This window comes from Xanthobacter sp. SG618, from assembly GCF_012932745.1.
GTDB lineage: Bacteria > Pseudomonadota > Alphaproteobacteria > Rhizobiales > Xanthobacteraceae > Xanthobacter > Xanthobacter flavus.
This window is the reverse complement of record NZ_JABBHL010000006.1, coordinates 288,190-303,730: the sequence shown is the minus strand read 5'-3', so window position 1 is coordinate 303,730 and position 15,541 is coordinate 288,190. Positions and strand designations below refer to the sequence as shown.

Here is a 15,541-nt window from a genome sequence, read left to right as displayed (position 1 = left end):
TCCTCCGATTCTTGATATTTGGCTTTTTGACTTGAAATACGCCTCACGAGCGCTTGCGGCCGATCATGTCGAGCCACACGGCGAAGATGACGATCACGCCCGTCACCAAAGGCTGCCAGCTGGAATTGACCGCCAGCAGGTTCATGCCGTTCAGCACCAGCGTGAGAATGAGAGCGCCGACGAAGGTGCCGAACACGCTGCCCACACCGCCGAACAGCGAGGCACCGCCGATGAGCACCGCCGCGATGGCCGGCAGCGTCATCGCCTCGCCGATGTCGCCCTCGGCCGAGTTCAGCCGGGCGAGAAAGACGATGGAGGCGACGCCCGCCATGGCGCCCGAGAAGGCGTAGACGAGAATGAGGCGGCGATCGACGGGAATGCCGGTGAGCCGCGCCGCCACCGGATTGGCGCCGATGGCATAGATTTGCTGCCCCCACACCGTGCGCTGGGCGAAGACGGTGCCGGCGACGAGGAAGCCGATCATCAGGTAGACCGGGATCGGAATGCCGAGGAAATAGCCCGAGCCGATCTGCCGGAAGCCGGGCGGGAAGCCGTGGATGGTCTCGCCGGCCATGTAGTAATAGGTCAGGCCGTGCAGCACCCAGAGCATGCCATAGGTGGCGATGAAGGAGGGGATGCGCAGCTTCGCCACCATCAGCCCGTTGCAGACGCCGATGGCGCAGCCCGTGGCGAGCCCGGTGAGCGTGCCGAGCGCCGGCGAGCCGGTGGCCTTGATGACGGTCGCTGCGAGGCAGGCGGAAAGCCCGATATTGGCGCCCACCGAGAGGTCGAGCCCTCCGGTGAGGATCACCAGCGTCAGCCCCGAGGCGAGGAAGAACAGCAGGCTCGCCTGCCGGAGCACGTTGAGGATGTTGTTGGTGGTGAAGAAGGCGTCCGTCGCGACGCTCAGCGCCACGCACAGAAGGCCCGCCGCCAGCAGCCGGTAGATGAGCTGCTGCATGTCCTTGGACAGGTGGATGCGGGGCGTGCCCGCGGAGATGTCGCCGGCGAGGCTCATGACTTCTTGCTCCGCATGCCGTCGAGGAAGAGGGCGAAGATGACGAGGACGCCGATGCAGGCCACCTGCACCGAGGAGGGCACGGCCATGAGGTTCAGCCCGTTGCGCAGCACGCCCACCGTGAGCACGCCCATGAGGGTGCCGAAGATCCAGCCGTTCCCCTTCTCGAAGGAAGTCCCGCCCAGCGCCACGGCGGCGATGGCATCGAACTCCATACCGATAGCGGCGGTGGGGTGGCCGGCATTCATGCGCGCCGTCATCAGCAGGGCCGCGACGCCGGCCATGGCTCCGCCCAGCATGTAGACGGAGATGAGCAGCCGCTTCCACTTCACACCGGCCAGCGTCAGCGCCTCGCGGTTTCCGCCCAGGGCGCAGATGTAGGTGCCGAAGCGGGTGTGATAGAGCAGCACGTGGAACAGGGCGTAGAAGCCCGCGCCGATGAGGATGGGGTTCGGGATGCCCGCCACCTCGCCGGAATAGACCAGCCGCACGAAGCGCGGGATGCCCACCACGCTCTGCCCGTCCGAGACGATGAGCGCGAGCCCCTGCGCCGCCCCCAGCGTGCCGAGGGTGGCGACGAAGGGCGGGATGCCCAGCGACGCCACCAGCCAGCCGTTGGTGAGGCCGAAGGCGAGGCCCACGCACAATGCGCCGGCGAGCCCCAGCATCAGCGACTGGGTGGCCACCACGATCAGCGCCAGCACCAGCGAGGCGAGGGTGAGCACCGCGCCCATGGAGAGGTCCAGCCCCTCCGTCATGATAATGAGCGTCATGGGCAGTGCGAGGAGCAGCAGGATCACCGACTGCACCAGGATGTTGGAGAGGTTGCCGGCGGTGAGGAAGCCGGGGCTCGCCACCGCGAACAGCACGCTGAGGCCGACCAGCGCCACGGCGACGCCGGGCACGGACGGGATGCGCGCCCGCGCGGAGCCGGGAGCGGAGGAAAGGGCGTGGTCACTCATCGTGCATCCCCATTCGGACGATGTTCTCTTCGGAGAGGTCGGCGCGGCCGAGTTCGCCGACGATGCGCTTGCCCCGCATGACGTAGGCGCGGTCGCAGACATGGACGATCTCCGCCTGCTCGGAAGAGATCATGAGCACCGCCGCCCCTTCGGCTACCAACTGGTCGATAAGGGCGAAGATCTCGGACTTGGCGCCCACGTCGATGCCGCGGGTGGGCTCGTCGAAGATGAACAGGCGCGTGCCGGCGGCGAGCCACTTGCCGATCACCACCTTCTGCTGGTTGCCGCCCGAGAGGACGGCGACGCTCTGGTTGGGCGAGGGGGTGGCGATGCGCAGGCGCTGGATCAGCTCCTGCGCCGAGCGCCGGGCCTTGCCGGGCGAGAACATCATGTTGGGGAAGAGCTTCGGCAGGCCGGCCACGGCGAGGTTGTCGCTGACCGTGCGGATGAGGGCGAGGCCTTCCGCCTTGCGGCTTTCCGGGATGAGGCCGACGCCGGCGAAGGCGGCGGCATCCGGCCCGCCGGTCCGCTGCTTGCCGAAGATGCGCACCTCTCCCGCCGTCACCGCGTCCGCGCCGAAGATGGCGCGGGCCACCTCCGTGCGGCCGGAGCCGACGAGGCCGCACAGGCCGACAATCTCGCCCGCCCGCACCTTCAGGTCGATGTCGCGGATGCCGTTGCTTGACGAGAGGCCCTTGGTCTCCAGCACCACCTCGCCCGGTTCGGTGGCGAAGCGGCGGGGATAGGACATGTCCACGTTGCGGCCGACCATCATCCGCACCAGTTCGTCCGGCGAGGTCTCGCCGGGCAGCGCGCGGCCCACCAGCTTGCCGTCGCGCAGCACGGTGATGCGGTCGCCGAGGGCGAACACCTCGGCCATGCGGTGCGAAATGTAGACGAGGGCGACGCCCTTCGCCTGCAACTGGCGCATCACCTCGAACAGCCGCTCGGTCTCTCGGTCGGACAGCGCCGCGGTGGGCTCGTCCATGACGAGGATGCGCGCATCCTGCGACAGCGCCTTGCCGATTTCCACCATCTGCTGCTGGGCGACGCCGAGCTGGTGGACCTTGGTGCGCGGATCCACCTCCAGGCCGATCAGGTCCAGCACCTTCTGCGCCTCGCGATAAAGGCGGCGGCGGTCGAGCAGGCCGGGAATGCGCGAGGGGAACTCGCGGCCGAGGAAGATGTTCTGCGCCACGTCCAGATAGGGGACGAGGGAGAATTCCTGGAAGATGACCGCAATGCCGAAGCGCCGCGCATCGGCGGGGGAGCGGATCTCCACCTTCTCGCCATTGTGGAAGTATTCGCCGGCATCCGCCTGATAGGCGCCGCACAGCACCTTCATGAGCGAGGACTTGCCGGCGCCGTTCTCGCCGAGGAGCATGTGCACCTCGCCCGGCCACACGGCGAAGGACACATCGTCCAGCGCCTTGACGCCCGGAAAGGTCTTGGAGATGCCCTTCAGCTCCAGAATGGGGGTGCCGGGCACGGCCGGGGGCGCGGCCAGCTCGAGGCGAGGCGTCGTTGCCATGACCGCCCTCATGGTGCGTCTCCTTGCTGTCTGTCGCGAGGCCGGAAGATCTTGCCCGGATTGAGGATGCCGTCGGGGTCGAGCGCGCCCTTCACGAGGCGCATGACATCCACGGCATCGCCCAGCTCCAGCGGCAGGAAGTCCATCTTGCCGAAGCCGATGCCGTGCTCGCCGGTGCAGGTACCCTCCAGCGCGATGGCGCGGCGGGCGAGGCGGTCGCAGAAGGCCTTGGCGCGGGCCAGTTCCTCGGCGCTGGCGGGATCGATCAGCACGAGGAGATGGAAATTGCCGTCGCCCACATGGCCGACCACGGGGGCCACGAGACCGGTCTGCGCGATGTCAGCCGCTGTCTCCACCAGGCATTCGGCGAGGCGCGAGATCGGCACGCACACGTCGGTGATCATCGCCTTCGCGCCGGGGCGCAGCGCGAGGCCGGCATAGAGCGTGTTGTCGCGGGCATGCCAGAGGCGGCTGCGCTCCTCCGGGGTCGTCGCCCACTGGAAGCCCTCGCCGCCGAACTCGGTCGCCAGCGCCTCGGTGGTTTCCGCCTGCTCGGCCACATACGCCTTGGAGCCGTGGAACTCGAAGAAGAGGTGCGGCACCTCGGGCAGGCCGAGCTTGGCGTGCAGGTTCATGCCGCGCATCATCACGGCATCGAGCAGTTCCACCCGCGCCACCGGAACGCCGGACTGGATGACGGCGATGGCCGTGTCCACCGCGGCCTTGAGATCGGGGAAGGCGCAGACGGCGGAGGAGATGGCCTCCGGCTGCGGATGCAGCTTCAGCGTCACCTGCGTGATGACGCCGAGCGTGCCCTCGGCCCCTACGAACAGGCGGGTGAGGTCGTAGCCAGCGGCGGACTTGCGCGCCCGCTGGGCGGTGCGGATGACGCGGCCGTCCGCCAGCACCACTTCCAGCGCCAGCACATTGTCCTTCATGGTGCCGTAGCGCACCGCCATGGTGCCCGAGGCGCGCGTGGAGGTCATGCCGCCGATGGAGGCGTCGGCACCGGGATCGATGGGGAAGAACAGGCCGGTGTCACGCAGCTGGGCGTTGAGCTGCTTGCGGGTGATGCCGGGCTGGACGGTGACGTCCATGTCCTCGGCGTTCACCTTCAGCACCTCATTCATCCGCCCCATGTCGAGGCAGACGCCACCGTGGAGCGCCGCCGCATTGCCCTCCAGCGAGGTGCCGGCACCGAAGGCGACGACCGGCAGCTTCATCTCGCGGCACAGGCGCACGATGGCCTGCACCTCGGCCGTCGTCTCCGGATACACCACCACGTCCGGCGGAGTGGCCGGGTGGTAGGCCTCGCTGCGGCCGTGGTCGGCGAGCACGCCGGGGGCGCGGGTGGCCCGTTCCCCGACGATCTCGGCGAGCCGCGCCAGGGCGCCATCCATGGGATGCGCTGCGATGGGCATATGGGCAGACATGCTTTCCTCCCTCTGCGCGTCCCGTTGTCCGGGCTTGCTGCGCGTCTGTCCGTCCCGTTACGCCGCCTGCGAAGCCGCGGCGGAGACGGGGTTGAGCTTGAAATCGTAGGTCAGCTGGCACCAGGGCTGGTCCATCACTCGCCCGTCCGGAGCGGCGCCCTGCGCGTGGGCGGTGAAATCGCGGATGAGCGAGTCCTTCACGCCGAACACCGAGTCGCTGTCGAGATAGGCGTCGCCGGCGACGAACACATGAGTCACGAGCTTCTCGTGGCCGGGCGCCTCGATCATGAAATGCACATGGGCTGGCCGCCACGGATGGCGCCCCTGCGCCTCCAGCATCTTGCCCACCGGGCCATCGTGCGGGATGGGATAGGCGGCGGGCTTGATGGACCAGAAGGAGAAGCGGCCCTGATCGTCCGTGCGAAGGCGGGCGCGGGCCACAAGGCCGTTCTCCTCGTGCTGCACGTCGTAATAGCCGTCCACGTCCGAGTGCCAGACATCGACAATGGCGTTCACCAGCGGCGTGCCGTCGAGCGTCGCGACCGAGCCGGAGACGAACATGGGCTCGCCTTCGAGATGCCCGGAAATGTCGGTGCCGCAGGCCACTTCCGGCGGGCCTTCCACATAGAAGGGGCCGAGCACGGTGCTCTCGGTGACCGCCGTCTGGTGGTCGTGGTTGATGGCGTCCACCAGCATGGAGACACCGAGCGTGTCCGACAGCAGGATGAACTCCTGCCGCGTGCCGGTGCACATGTGGCCGGTATCGGTGAGGAAGGCGATGCCCTTTTCCCATTCCGCCTGGGTGGGGCGCACCTCGCGGATGAAATTGTGCAGGTGGCGGACCAGCGCCTCGCTGATCTCGCGGATGCGGGCATCAGGCGCGTTGGCGACGCGCTCCAGCACCGCCTCGGTGATGGAAAATTGGTCGAAATTCCTCATGCGAGCCTCCCGTCATTCTTGTCGAGATCCGGCTCGCCAAGTCCGGCAAGCCATTCGGCGAGGCGGACCGGTGCAATGAAGTCCGCCTCCCCGTCGCCGCGCCCGATGAGCGCGCCGTAGATCTCCCGCGTGAGCGTGGCGAGGGGCATGGCCATCTCGGCGGCGTGGCCGGCCCCGACGATGAGGTCGAGGTCCTTGGCCATCTGCCGGCAGGAGAAAGTGGAATTGAAGTCGCGCGTTTCCAGGCTCTTGGCCTTGTAATGGACCATGGGCGAGCCCACCGCGCTGTTGGTGAGCACGTCGAGGATGTCCTGCCAGGCCAGGTTGCCCTTGCGCGCGAGCACGATGCTCTCGCCCATCATGGCGGCGGAGACGGCGATCATCAGGTTCACGGAGAGCTTGGCGTAGCGCGCCTCCTCCTGCGTCCCGAGATACTTCTGGGCGCGGGTGAAGTCCTGCGCCACCGGCAGGAAGGTGTCGAACGCGGCGCGCGGGCCGGAGACGAAGCAGGTGAGGTTGCCGGTGTGGGCGATGGCCGCGTTGCCGGAAACCGGTGCACGCAGATAGAGGATGCCCGCTTGCTCCGCCGCAGCGCCCAATTCCGCGGAAATGGTTGGGCTCACGGTGGAGGTCTCCACCAGGATCGCGCCCTTGCGCATGGCGGAGAGCAGCGGCCCGTCCAGCGCTACGGCGCGGAGCGCCCTGTCGTCGGGGAGCGAGGTGAAGACAATGTCCCGGCCAGCCGCATCCTCCAGCGTCCCGGCAGGCGTGACGCCACCGGCGGCGGCCTCGGCGATGCGCTCCTGATCGCGGTCGAAGCCGGCGATGTCCCGGCCGGTGCCGGCGAGGCGGGTGGAGATGGGAAGGCCCATCTTGCCGAGCCCGATCCAGCCGAGAGTCAAAGTATCAGCCATCATCCTCTCCTCACGCCGCCTTTCATGCCGCCTTCTTGCCGAGGCCGAGCTCATCGACGATGCGCGCGCCCGAGGCTTTGAGCCGGGCGAGCTTCTCCTCGATGCCGCTCGCGGCGAGCGTCCTGTTCTTCTTGACGAAACGACCGGCGATCATCACCGCTTCCACGTCGCCGCGCCCCGCCTGCATCACCACCGTGGCGACGGGATCATGGATCGGCTGGAGGTGCAGCGCGCGGGCGTCGATGAGCACGAGATCCGCCTGCTTGCCGGGGGCGAGGGAGCCGATGCGATGGTCGAGCCCGAGCATCCGCGCACCCTCGATGGTGATCCATTCCAGCGCCTGCCGCACCCGCACCGTGGAGGTGGGCGGAATGGCGCCGGTGTCCCGGCGGCTGTCCGTATTGTCCAGCACCCGCTGCATGCCGAGGGCGATGCGCGCGACGCCCATCATGTCGCCGGCCAGCACGCTTTCCAGATCCACCCCGAGGGAGGGCGCCGCGCCGCGCTTCAAGAGGCGGCCGGTGACGGGGAAGCCGTGGCCCTGGGTCATCTCGTTTTCCGGCGTCACCGAGAAGGAGGCGCCGAGGTCCACGAGGCGGGAGAACAGTTCGTCGGAGAGGTCGTTGCCGTGGACGACGTTGATGCCGGGGCCGACCAGCCCCTCGGCGATCAGCGTCTCCCAGCCGCCCGGCGTCTTCGCCGCGCCGCCGCCCTGATGCATGGAGGCGACGAGGCCGAACTCGCGGGCGAGCCGGAAGTCGGCGCGGGCGACCTCCATGGTGGAATAATGGGGGCCGAGGATGGCGAGGCCCAGCGTCAGCAGACCGTCGTCGCTGGCGAACGGTCCCCGCCGCAGGCGCTCGATCTCGGCGCGGGGATGCGGCACTTCGGAGAAATGCGGATCGCCGGGCTTGGGATCGGGCTTCGGCGAACCGTGGAAGAAGGCGGCGCGGATGCCGCTCTCGGCGAGCGCGGCGACGGCGGCGTCGGTGTGGTCCGGCGTGGGGTTGTTGTGGCACCAGTCCACCAGCGTGGTGGTGCCGGCATCGATCTGCCCGAGCGCGCCCACCAGCGTCGCGATGCCGATGTCCTCCGGCCGGAATCGGGTGGCGAGGCCCGCATGCACCCAGCGGAAATATTCCAGCAGCGTCCAGTCGGCGGCGAGGCTGCGCAGTCCCGTCTGCCAGGTGTGCATGTGGGCGTTGACGAAGCCGGGCACGCAGATGCGCCCTGCCCCATCCACCCGCTCCGCATCCCCGGCCGCAATCTCCGCACCAATGGCGGCGATGCGGCCATCCTCGATGAGGATGTCGCCCTTCGGCAGATCGCCGACCGACGGGTCCATCGACAGGATGGTGGCGCCGGAAATGAGGGTGCGGGTGCCCATCAGACCGCCTCCTCCGCCCGCTCGGCCGCCACGGGCCGCTCGCCGGCATAAGCGCGAGCGATGAGGGCGCGGATGCCGTCGCGCGTGACGGGGCGCGGGTTCCAGTAGGGGTTCTCCACGGCGATGTCGGCGGCGGTATCGATGCCATCAGCCGGCATGCCGATTTCCGAGAGCGCGCGCGGCACGCCCAGCGCCCGCACCAGATCAAACAGCCCTTGCGCCGCATCCGGCGCGCCGAGCGCGCGGGTGATGGCGGCCATGGCCTCCGGCGCGGCCGGGGCGTTGTAGGCGACCGCATGGGGCAGCACGATGGTGTGCGTCTCCGCGTGCGGGAGATTGAAGGTGCCGCCGAGCGTGTGGCAGAGCTTGTGGTGCAGCGCCATGCCCACCGCGCCGAGGCAGCAGCCACACAGCCAGGCGCCATAGAGCGCCATGGTGCGGGCCTCGATGTTCGCCGGCTCGTGGATGAGGATGGGCAGGGCGGAGGAGAGGGTGCGGATGCCATCCTCCGCCATCAGCGAGATCACTGGATTGCGGTCGCGGGCGTAGAGCGCCTCCACCGCATGGGCGATGGCGTTGATGCCGGAGGTGGCGGAGAGGCCGGCCGGCAGGGTCAGCGTGAGGTCCACGTCGTAGATGACCGCTTCGGGCAGCACGTCGAGGGAGCGGATGGTGGTCTTGCGCCCCTCCTGCGTCTCGCCGAGGATGGGCGTCATCTCCGATCCGGCATAGGTGGTGGGGATGACCAGCTGCGGCACGCCGGTGCGCAGCGCCAGCGCCTTGCCGAGCCCCGTGGTGGAGCCGCCGCCCAGCGCCACGACGCAATCGGCGTCGGCGGCCTTCAGCGCATTGAGGGCCTGCTCCGTCACCTCCACCGGCGTATGCATGGTGGCGCCGGGAAAGACGCCCGCACACGCTTCGCCGATGAGCCCGCCGATGCGCTCGCCCTCGCCCGCCTGCTGCAGCGTGGTCAGGACCAGCGCCCGCCGCGCGCCGAGCCGCGCCACCTCGGCGCCAACCTCGGCGACGGTACCGCGACCGAAGCGGACGCGGATGGGCAGGGCCTCGTAGGTGAAGGTCTCGATCATGGTTCAGATCCGTTCGCGACGCACACGGAGGCGCGCCTTAGGGTCACTCGCCGGCGAGGAGGGCGCCGCGGGGATGCGGGACCGGGGCAGCCGTGGGATGGCGGGTCTCGATGGCGCCGAAGGTGGCGTCCTCGGCCACATAGTCCACCTGGAAGCGCGCGATGCGCAGGTCCGCCAGTTCCTGGCGCACGCGCAGATGCTCGGGATGGGAGGCATAGGCCGCTAGATCGGCGGCGGTGGCGAATTCCGACACCAGCACCACGTCGCAAGCATAATCGACATCGGAAATGTCGAGGCCGATCTCGACGCGGGTCATGCCGGCGACGCGGCCGCGCAGGCCTTCGAATGCAGCCTTGACCTTCTGGCGGGCGGCGGCGCGCTCCTCGCGCGTCTCTCCGCTCACGCGCCACATCACGATGTGGCGGATGGGTCCCATCATTGGCGTTTCCTCGACCTATTGGTCTTTCGTTGGATGTGAGTTTTGACTTGCGCACAGCGGAAATAAACGGGATTTTCCGGAACTGTCTTTTGCGCGAAGTGGAAATATGGATCGCTTCACCCAGCTCGAGGTGTTCGTGAAGACGGCCGAGTTGCGCAGCCTCTCGCGCGCGGCGGAGGCACTGGGCATGTCCAATGCGGCGGCGAGCCGGCATCTCGCGGCCCTGGAGGAGCGCCTTGCCGCGCGCCTCGTGGAGCGCAACACGCGCCGCCTCTGGCTGACCGAGGCGGGACAGGAATTCTACCAGCGCAGCGGCACGCTGCTGACCGAGCTGGCGGAGGCCGAGGAGGCGGTGAACGAGCACACCCTCGCCCCGCAGGGCCTGCTGCGGGTGACGAGCTCGCTCTCCTTCGCCACCATCTATCTCGCGCCCATGCTGCCTGAGTTCCGCAAGCTCTATCCGAAGCTCAACGTGCATATCGCGGTGGCGAACCGATACCTCGACTTCATCGAGGCCGGCATCGACGTCGCCATCCGCACCCGCCTGCACGAGCCGGACACCAACATCATCGTGCGCCGCCTGGGCCGGATGCGACGCGTGCTGGCCGCCTCGCCGACCTATCTGGAGGAGCATGGCCGTCCGCGCGAGCCGGCCGACCTCACGCGGCACGACATGCTGGTCTACAACCTCGCGCAGGACCCGTTCTCGCTGCGCCTCACCAAGGGCGACGTGGAACGCACCGTGCGCATCACCGGCGCGCTGGACTGCAATGACGGGCAGGTGATCCGGCAGGCGGCCCTTTCAGGCCTCGGCATCCTCATCCAGCCGCTCTACATCGTGCAGGACGACCTCGCGTCCGGCCGGCTGGTGGCGGTGATGCAGGACTGGCAATTGCCCATGCTGACCATGAACATCGCCTATCAGAACCGCGAGCGCCTGCCGGCGAAGATCCGCGTGTTCACCGACTTTCTCGTCAATTATGTGCGGCAGGTCTCGAGCAGCGGCATCTGGTCGGCGTGATCCGGCGCGTGTTGCCGGGGCGTGGGGTTTCGCCATGATGGGGTGATCCGACACCCCTTGCCTTCCGGGCGGCCCATGCAGCACATCCTCGGTGCCTTTTCAGCCCTCGACCCGCTCATCGCGCTCGGGGTCTTCATCGCCACGGCCGCCACTGACGCCTGCTACGTGGCCTTCACCTCGGCCGTGGTGGCGAGACGACGCCTCTCGGCGGCCAACTGGTCGAGCGTCTGGTACATGCTCTCCTCGTTCGCCGTCATCAGCTACACGGAGAACTGGGTCTATGTGGTCTTCGCGGCAGCGGGCTCGTGGATCGGCGCCTTCCTGTCGCTGACCCTGCTGCACCGCCCCGGCGGGAAGGTGGCGCCTGTCGGCTCCTCCCCGCCGGACTAGCGATGGCGGCGACGATCCTCAGCCGGCCGCGGCGGCATCGACCTCGCGGAACACCTCCTGCGCGATGCGCGAGGTTTCCAGCGCCACCGGAACACCGCAATAGATCGCGATCTGCAGCACCACCTCGCGGATCTCGTCACGGGTGACGCCATTGGTCAGCGCGCCCCGGACGTGGAGCTTGAGTTCATGCGGACGGTTCAGCGCCGACAGCATGACGATGTTGAGCATGCTGCGCGTCCTGCGCTCCAGCCCCGGCCGGCCCCAGATCGCGCCCCAGCAATATTCGGTGACCAGTTCCTGCAGGGGGCGGGCGAACTCGTCCACATTGGCCATGGAGCGCTCCACGTGGGCGGCGCCCAGCACTGCCTTGCGGATCTCCATGCCCTTGTGCAGCAGGCTGGCGGCTTCGGTCGTTTCGGTCATCTGACTGTTCCTGGATGTATAGGCGTGGCGTTAAGGGGGGAGCGGGTCAGGATTTCGGCTTGCCGACGATGAGGCGTTTCTCGACGAGGGTCACTGCAAGATCGAGCACCAGCGCGAAGACGGTGAGCACGATAATTCCGGCGAACACGGCATTCACGTCGAACGTCGCCTCCGCCTGGAGGATCAGGTAGCCGACACCCCGGGCCGAGCCGAGATATTCGCCCACCACCGCGCCGACGAAGGCCATGCCCACCGACATGTGCAGGCTGGAGAACACCCAGCTCAACGCCGAAGGGATATAGACGGTAGTGAGAAGCTGGCGCCGGTTGGCACCCAGCATCCGCGAATTGGCGAGGATGACCGGGTTCACCTCCCGCACGCCCTGGAAGACGTTGAAGAAGACCACGAAGAACACCAGCGTCACGCCCAGCGCCACCTTGGAGCCGATGCCGAGGCCGAACCAGACGATGAAGATGGGGCCGAGGATAACCCGCGGCATGGCGTTCAGGGCCTTGATGTAGGGATCGAAGAGGGCTGCCGTGAGCGGCGAGAGGCCGAGCCACAGGCCGATGCCGATGCCCGACGCCACGCCGAGCAGGAAGGCGAGCAGCGTCTCGATCAGTGTCGTCGCGAGATGGACGAAGATCTCGCCCGTTAAGAACCAGCTGACGATCTGCTGGAACACCAGCACCGGATCGCCGAAGAAGAAGACCGGCAGGGCCTTGGCCCGCACCAGCACATACCAGGCGATGATGAGGGCGGCGAACATCGCCGCCTGGAGTGCCGTGAGGACGATGGGGCCCGGCATCGCGCGCCGGCGGGGACGCCGCTGCGGGCGGGCGGCGGGGCGGCCGGGAGCAGTGCGGCCGGAGGCGCTGGGATCGGCGATCACGGCGTCAGTCCGCAAGTTTGCGCTGATTTCGCTCATAGGCTTTCAGGACCTCTTCCTTCATGGCGTCCCAGATCTGGTGGTAGAGCTCGACGAAGCGCGGCGTCATGCGGATCTCGGCGACGTCGCGCGGCCGCGGCAGGTCGATGCGGAACTCGGCGATGGGATGCGTGGAGGGGCCGGCGGAGAGGATGATGACCCGGTCCGACAGGGAGATCGCCTCCTCCAGGTCATGGGTGATGAACAGCACCGACTTGCGATAGGTGGTCCAGAGCTGGAGCAGCTCATTTTCCATCAGCACGCGCGTCTGCACGTCCAGGGCACTGAACGGCTCGTCCATGAGTACGATCTTGGGATCGCGAATGAGCGTCTGCGCCAGCGCGACGCGCTTGCGCATTCCGCCGGACATTTCGTGCGGGAAGCGCTCGCCATGTCCGGAAAGCCCGACCCGGGCGAGCCACTCGTTTCCCAGCCGCTCGGCCGCCTTGCGCTCCGTCCCCGCATATTCGAGGCCGGTGATGACGTTGGACAGCGCGGTGCGCCAGGGCATCAGCGCGTCCGCCTGGAAGAGATAGCCGGCATCCGCATTGATGCCCTCCAGCGACCGGCCATAGACGCAGATGTCGCCCTCGGAGGGCTCGAGCAGCCCCGCGGCGACATTCAGCAGGGTGGACTTGCCGCAGCCGGTGGGACCGACGATGGAAACGAACTCGCCGTCTCCCACCTGGAGGCTGGCATCGTTCACCGCCGTATAGGCGCCGAAGCGGACCGAGACGTGATCGAACAGGAGGGCCGGCGGCGGGCCGGCATGGGCAGAGAGGTCGCCGACGGGCGCCGGCATGCGGACGGCGCCGGCTTCCGGTTGAAGGCCGAAGGTCATGGAACGTCTCCCTGAGGGCGCGGGAACTGGGGGGCGCGGGAACGAGGGGCCGGTACCGGCCCCTCGGCGACACATCAGTGCTTCGCGGCCGGGCCGTATTTCTTCAGCGCGCGTTCCACGAGGCTGTTGTCATAGGTGCGCGGGATGTCGAGGCTGGCCGATTTCAGCGCCGGCTCCATCACCGAGATGGTGGCGAGCACGTTCTTCGCCGCCTCCGGCGTCACGATGCCATCCCACTGGAAGGCGGAAAGGTTCTGCTGCAGCGATTTGCGGTAGAGCGCCTCGTCGGCCTTGTAATACTCGGCAGGAACCGAGGCGATGATATCGTCGATGCTGGCGGTCTTCAGCCACTGCATGGCCCGGACCAGAGCATTGGACACGGCCTGCGACGTGTTCGGATTGGCCTTGATGAAGTCGGTGCGCGCGTAGAGGCAATCAGCCAGATAGGGGCCGCCAAAGGCGATCTGCGAGCCTTCCGCGTTCCGGCTGTCCACCAGCACCACCACTTCCTTCGCGTCGGTGAGCGAGGTGATGGCGGGGTCCAGATTGACGATGGCGTCAAGCTCGGTGCCGGTGCGGATGGCGGCGACCGCGCTCGGGCCGGTGCCGATGGAGATGAAGCTCGCATCCTTCCAGTTCACGCCGGCCCGCTCCAGCAGCTGGGCGACGAAATTCTGCGTGGAGGCGCCCGGCGCCGAGATGCCGATCTTCTTGCCCTTGAGATCCTTGACGCCCTTGATGCTGTCCGCCTTCGCCGTGCGCACTGCGAGTACATTGCCGGGATAGCGACCGAAGACGGTGATGCAGGTGAGGTCCTGCCCCTTGGACTGCAGGCGCAGCATGTGCTCGTAGGCCCCTTCGCCGATATCGGCGCCGCCCGCCACCACGGCCTGGAGGGCTGCGGTGCCCGAGCTGAAGGCCGTGGAATCCACGGTAAGGCCTTCGTCCTCGAAGTATTTCTTATTCAGCGCGATGAAATACGCGATCTTGTTCATCTGGCTGATGGAGCCGCCGACCGCGATCGAGATCTTCGGCTTCTCCAGGCCGGCGGCCCCGGCCGCTCCCGGCAGGAGGGCAAGGCCCATCCATCCGGCGGCGATGATGCTTCTGACGATGGACATTGTTTCCTCCACGGATGCGACATTTGCTTGGCGGCGTCGCTTGAGGGGCGCTTGGCGCCCTCTTCATTTTCTGACTTATTGTATGACAATATGGCCAATGTGATGGATGTCAACCACGTCCGGCTGACTTTCCGTCGCCCGGCCTTCCAGCAGGAAGTCGACTTTACTTTCCCCTGTTCAGAATCCCGTCCAGCGTCTCGCGATCGACCTTGATCGCGACGCCGGCGCGCTCTTCCTGAACCAGCATGGCGACGCGGGAATCCCTTTTCCCCCAGCCCCGGTTGCGCGCCTCCGTCATGTCGGCAAGCGTCATCGCGGTGAACCGGGCCGGAACACCGGCCTCCTGCGCGAGGGCCACAGCCAGCGACACGTCCTTGAACGCGAGATCAAGCGCGAACGACACCTCGTCGAAGGCCGCCGGCAGAAACTGGTCGGCGAGGCGGTCCACGACATTCTGGCGCCCGAGCGATCCCTCCCGAATCGCGGCGAACAGGACAGCGGGGTCCACGCCTGCCTTGACGCCAATGGTGATGACCTCCGCCAGAACCATCTGGATGCCGTAGTTCGCACTGTTGTGGACCAGCTTCGCCGTGGTCGCCGCGCCGAGCGCACCGAGGAACATCACCCGGTCGCCGAGCAGGTCGAGAAGCGGCCGGCAGGTCTCGAATGCGGCCTCACTCCCGCTCACCCAGATGGCCAGCCGGCCCGTGCGCGCGCCCTTGGGCCCGCCGCTCACCGGCGCGTCCAGCAGGGCGACACCACGGGCCGCGAGGCGCTCCCCCAGCGCACGCACCGCAGCCGGCGCGCTGGTGGTCATGTCGATGAGCGTCGCGCCGGCCGAAAGCCCCTCAGCGAGGCCGTCGGCGCCGAACACCACCGCCTCGACCTCGGCCGGGCCGGGCAGCATGGTGAAGATCTCGCTCGCCTTTGCCGCGACATCGCCCGGCGTCGGCACCCAGAGTGCGCCCAGCGCCTCGAAGGGCGCCGCAGCCTCGCGTCGGCGGGTATGGATGACCAGTTCGTGACCGGCCTCCATGAGCCGCGTCGCCAGCGGGGCGCCCATGGCGCCGAGGCCGATGAAACCGATAGGCACGGGCGCCTCCTGC

At 67.9% G+C, this 15,541-nt stretch carries 15 protein-coding genes and 1 pseudogene; 2 read left to right on the top strand and 14 right to left on the bottom strand.

All coding sequences use genetic code 11. From position 1 onward, the window contains the following. Positions 1–43: 43 nt before the first annotated feature. The 9 genes and pseudogenes from FHT36_RS17715 to FHT36_RS17675 form a co-directional block, all read right to left on the bottom strand. Complete coding sequence (locus FHT36_RS17715; protein WP_169123800.1) at positions 44–1,018, bottom strand: ABC transporter permease; 975 nt, start codon at positions 1,016–1,018, stop codon at positions 44–46. Continuing rightward, on the bottom strand, positions 1,015–1,980 hold the full coding sequence (locus FHT36_RS17710) for an ABC transporter permease (RefSeq protein WP_169123799.1): 966 nt from the start codon (positions 1,978–1,980) through the stop codon (positions 1,015–1,017). The genes FHT36_RS17715 and FHT36_RS17710 overlap by 4 nt, the downstream gene beginning before the upstream one ends. Beyond that, positions 1,973–3,511: a sugar ABC transporter ATP-binding protein gene (locus FHT36_RS17705; RefSeq protein ID WP_169123798.1), complete on the bottom strand. Its 1,539-nt coding sequence runs from the start codon at positions 3,509–3,511 to the stop codon at positions 1,973–1,975. Before FHT36_RS17705 ends, FHT36_RS17710 begins: the two co-directional genes overlap by 8 nt. 8 nt (positions 3,512–3,519) lie before the next feature. Beyond that, positions 3,520–4,911: an FAD-linked oxidase C-terminal domain-containing protein gene (locus tag FHT36_RS17700; RefSeq protein ID WP_210257846.1), complete on the bottom strand. Its 1,392-nt coding sequence runs from the start codon at positions 4,909–4,911 to the stop codon at positions 3,520–3,522. 90 nt (positions 4,912–5,001) lie between these two features. Then, the gene (locus tag FHT36_RS17695; protein ID WP_169123796.1) at positions 5,002–5,883 is read right to left on the bottom strand and encodes an intradiol ring-cleavage dioxygenase; all 882 of its coding nucleotides are present in this window, start codon (positions 5,881–5,883) and stop codon (positions 5,002–5,004) included. Next, positions 5,880–6,851 carry an NAD(P)-dependent oxidoreductase gene (locus tag FHT36_RS17690; protein WP_281408798.1) on the bottom strand — a complete coding sequence of 324 codons (972 nt, stop codon included), beginning with the start codon at positions 6,849–6,851 and terminating at the stop codon, positions 5,880–5,882. The genes FHT36_RS17695 and FHT36_RS17690 overlap by 4 nt, the downstream gene beginning before the upstream one ends. Then, positions 6,820–8,184: an amidohydrolase family protein gene (locus tag FHT36_RS17685; RefSeq protein WP_169123794.1), complete on the bottom strand. Its 1,365-nt coding sequence runs from the start codon at positions 8,182–8,184 to the stop codon at positions 6,820–6,822. The genes FHT36_RS17690 and FHT36_RS17685 overlap by 32 nt, the downstream gene beginning before the upstream one ends. Next, entirely contained in the window at positions 8,184–9,272 is a 1,089-nt protein-coding gene (locus FHT36_RS17680; RefSeq protein WP_169123793.1) for a maleylacetate reductase, read from the bottom strand. The genes FHT36_RS17685 and FHT36_RS17680 overlap by 1 nt, the downstream gene beginning before the upstream one ends. Positions 9,273–9,411: 139 nt before the next feature. Further along, positions 9,412–9,711: pseudogene (locus tag FHT36_RS17675) on the bottom strand (Dabb family protein); the annotation flags it as partial. Between the two features lie 106 nt (positions 9,712–9,817). On the opposite strand from FHT36_RS17675, the gene FHT36_RS17670 reads away from it, so the two are divergent. Then, complete coding sequence (locus FHT36_RS17670) at positions 9,818–10,732, top strand: LysR family transcriptional regulator (protein ID WP_169123791.1); 915 nt, start codon at positions 9,818–9,820, stop codon at positions 10,730–10,732. Between the two features lie 75 nt (positions 10,733–10,807). Then, the gene (locus tag FHT36_RS17665; RefSeq protein WP_169123790.1) at positions 10,808–11,122 is read left to right on the top strand and encodes a hypothetical protein; all 315 of its coding nucleotides are present in this window, start codon (positions 10,808–10,810) and stop codon (positions 11,120–11,122) included. An 18-nt stretch (positions 11,123–11,140) separates the two neighbouring features. Here FHT36_RS17665 and FHT36_RS17660 read toward each other — a convergent pair whose 3' ends face one another. The 5 genes from FHT36_RS17660 to FHT36_RS24905 form a co-directional block, all read right to left on the bottom strand. Continuing rightward, positions 11,141–11,545, bottom strand: coding sequence for a carboxymuconolactone decarboxylase family protein (locus FHT36_RS17660; RefSeq protein ID WP_169123789.1), 405 nt, complete (start codon positions 11,543–11,545; stop codon positions 11,141–11,143). 46 nt (positions 11,546–11,591) lie between these two features. Further along, positions 11,592–12,353 carry an ABC transporter permease gene (locus FHT36_RS17655; RefSeq protein WP_169123878.1) on the bottom strand — a complete coding sequence of 254 codons (762 nt, stop codon included), beginning with the start codon at positions 12,351–12,353 and terminating at the stop codon, positions 11,592–11,594. A gap of 88 nt (positions 12,354–12,441) precedes the next feature. After that, positions 12,442–13,314 carry an ABC transporter ATP-binding protein gene (locus FHT36_RS17650; protein ID WP_246702284.1) on the bottom strand — a complete coding sequence of 291 codons (873 nt, stop codon included), beginning with the start codon at positions 13,312–13,314 and terminating at the stop codon, positions 12,442–12,444. Between the two features lie 74 nt (positions 13,315–13,388). Further along, on the bottom strand, positions 13,389–14,435 hold the full coding sequence (locus FHT36_RS17645; protein WP_169123788.1) for an ABC transporter substrate-binding protein: 1,047 nt from the start codon (positions 14,433–14,435) through the stop codon (positions 13,389–13,391). A 163-nt stretch (positions 14,436–14,598) separates the two neighbouring features. Then, positions 14,599–15,528: an NAD(P)-dependent oxidoreductase gene (locus tag FHT36_RS24905; RefSeq protein WP_169123787.1), complete on the bottom strand. Its 930-nt coding sequence runs from the start codon at positions 15,526–15,528 to the stop codon at positions 14,599–14,601. Between the last annotated feature and the right edge of the window lie 13 nt (positions 15,529–15,541).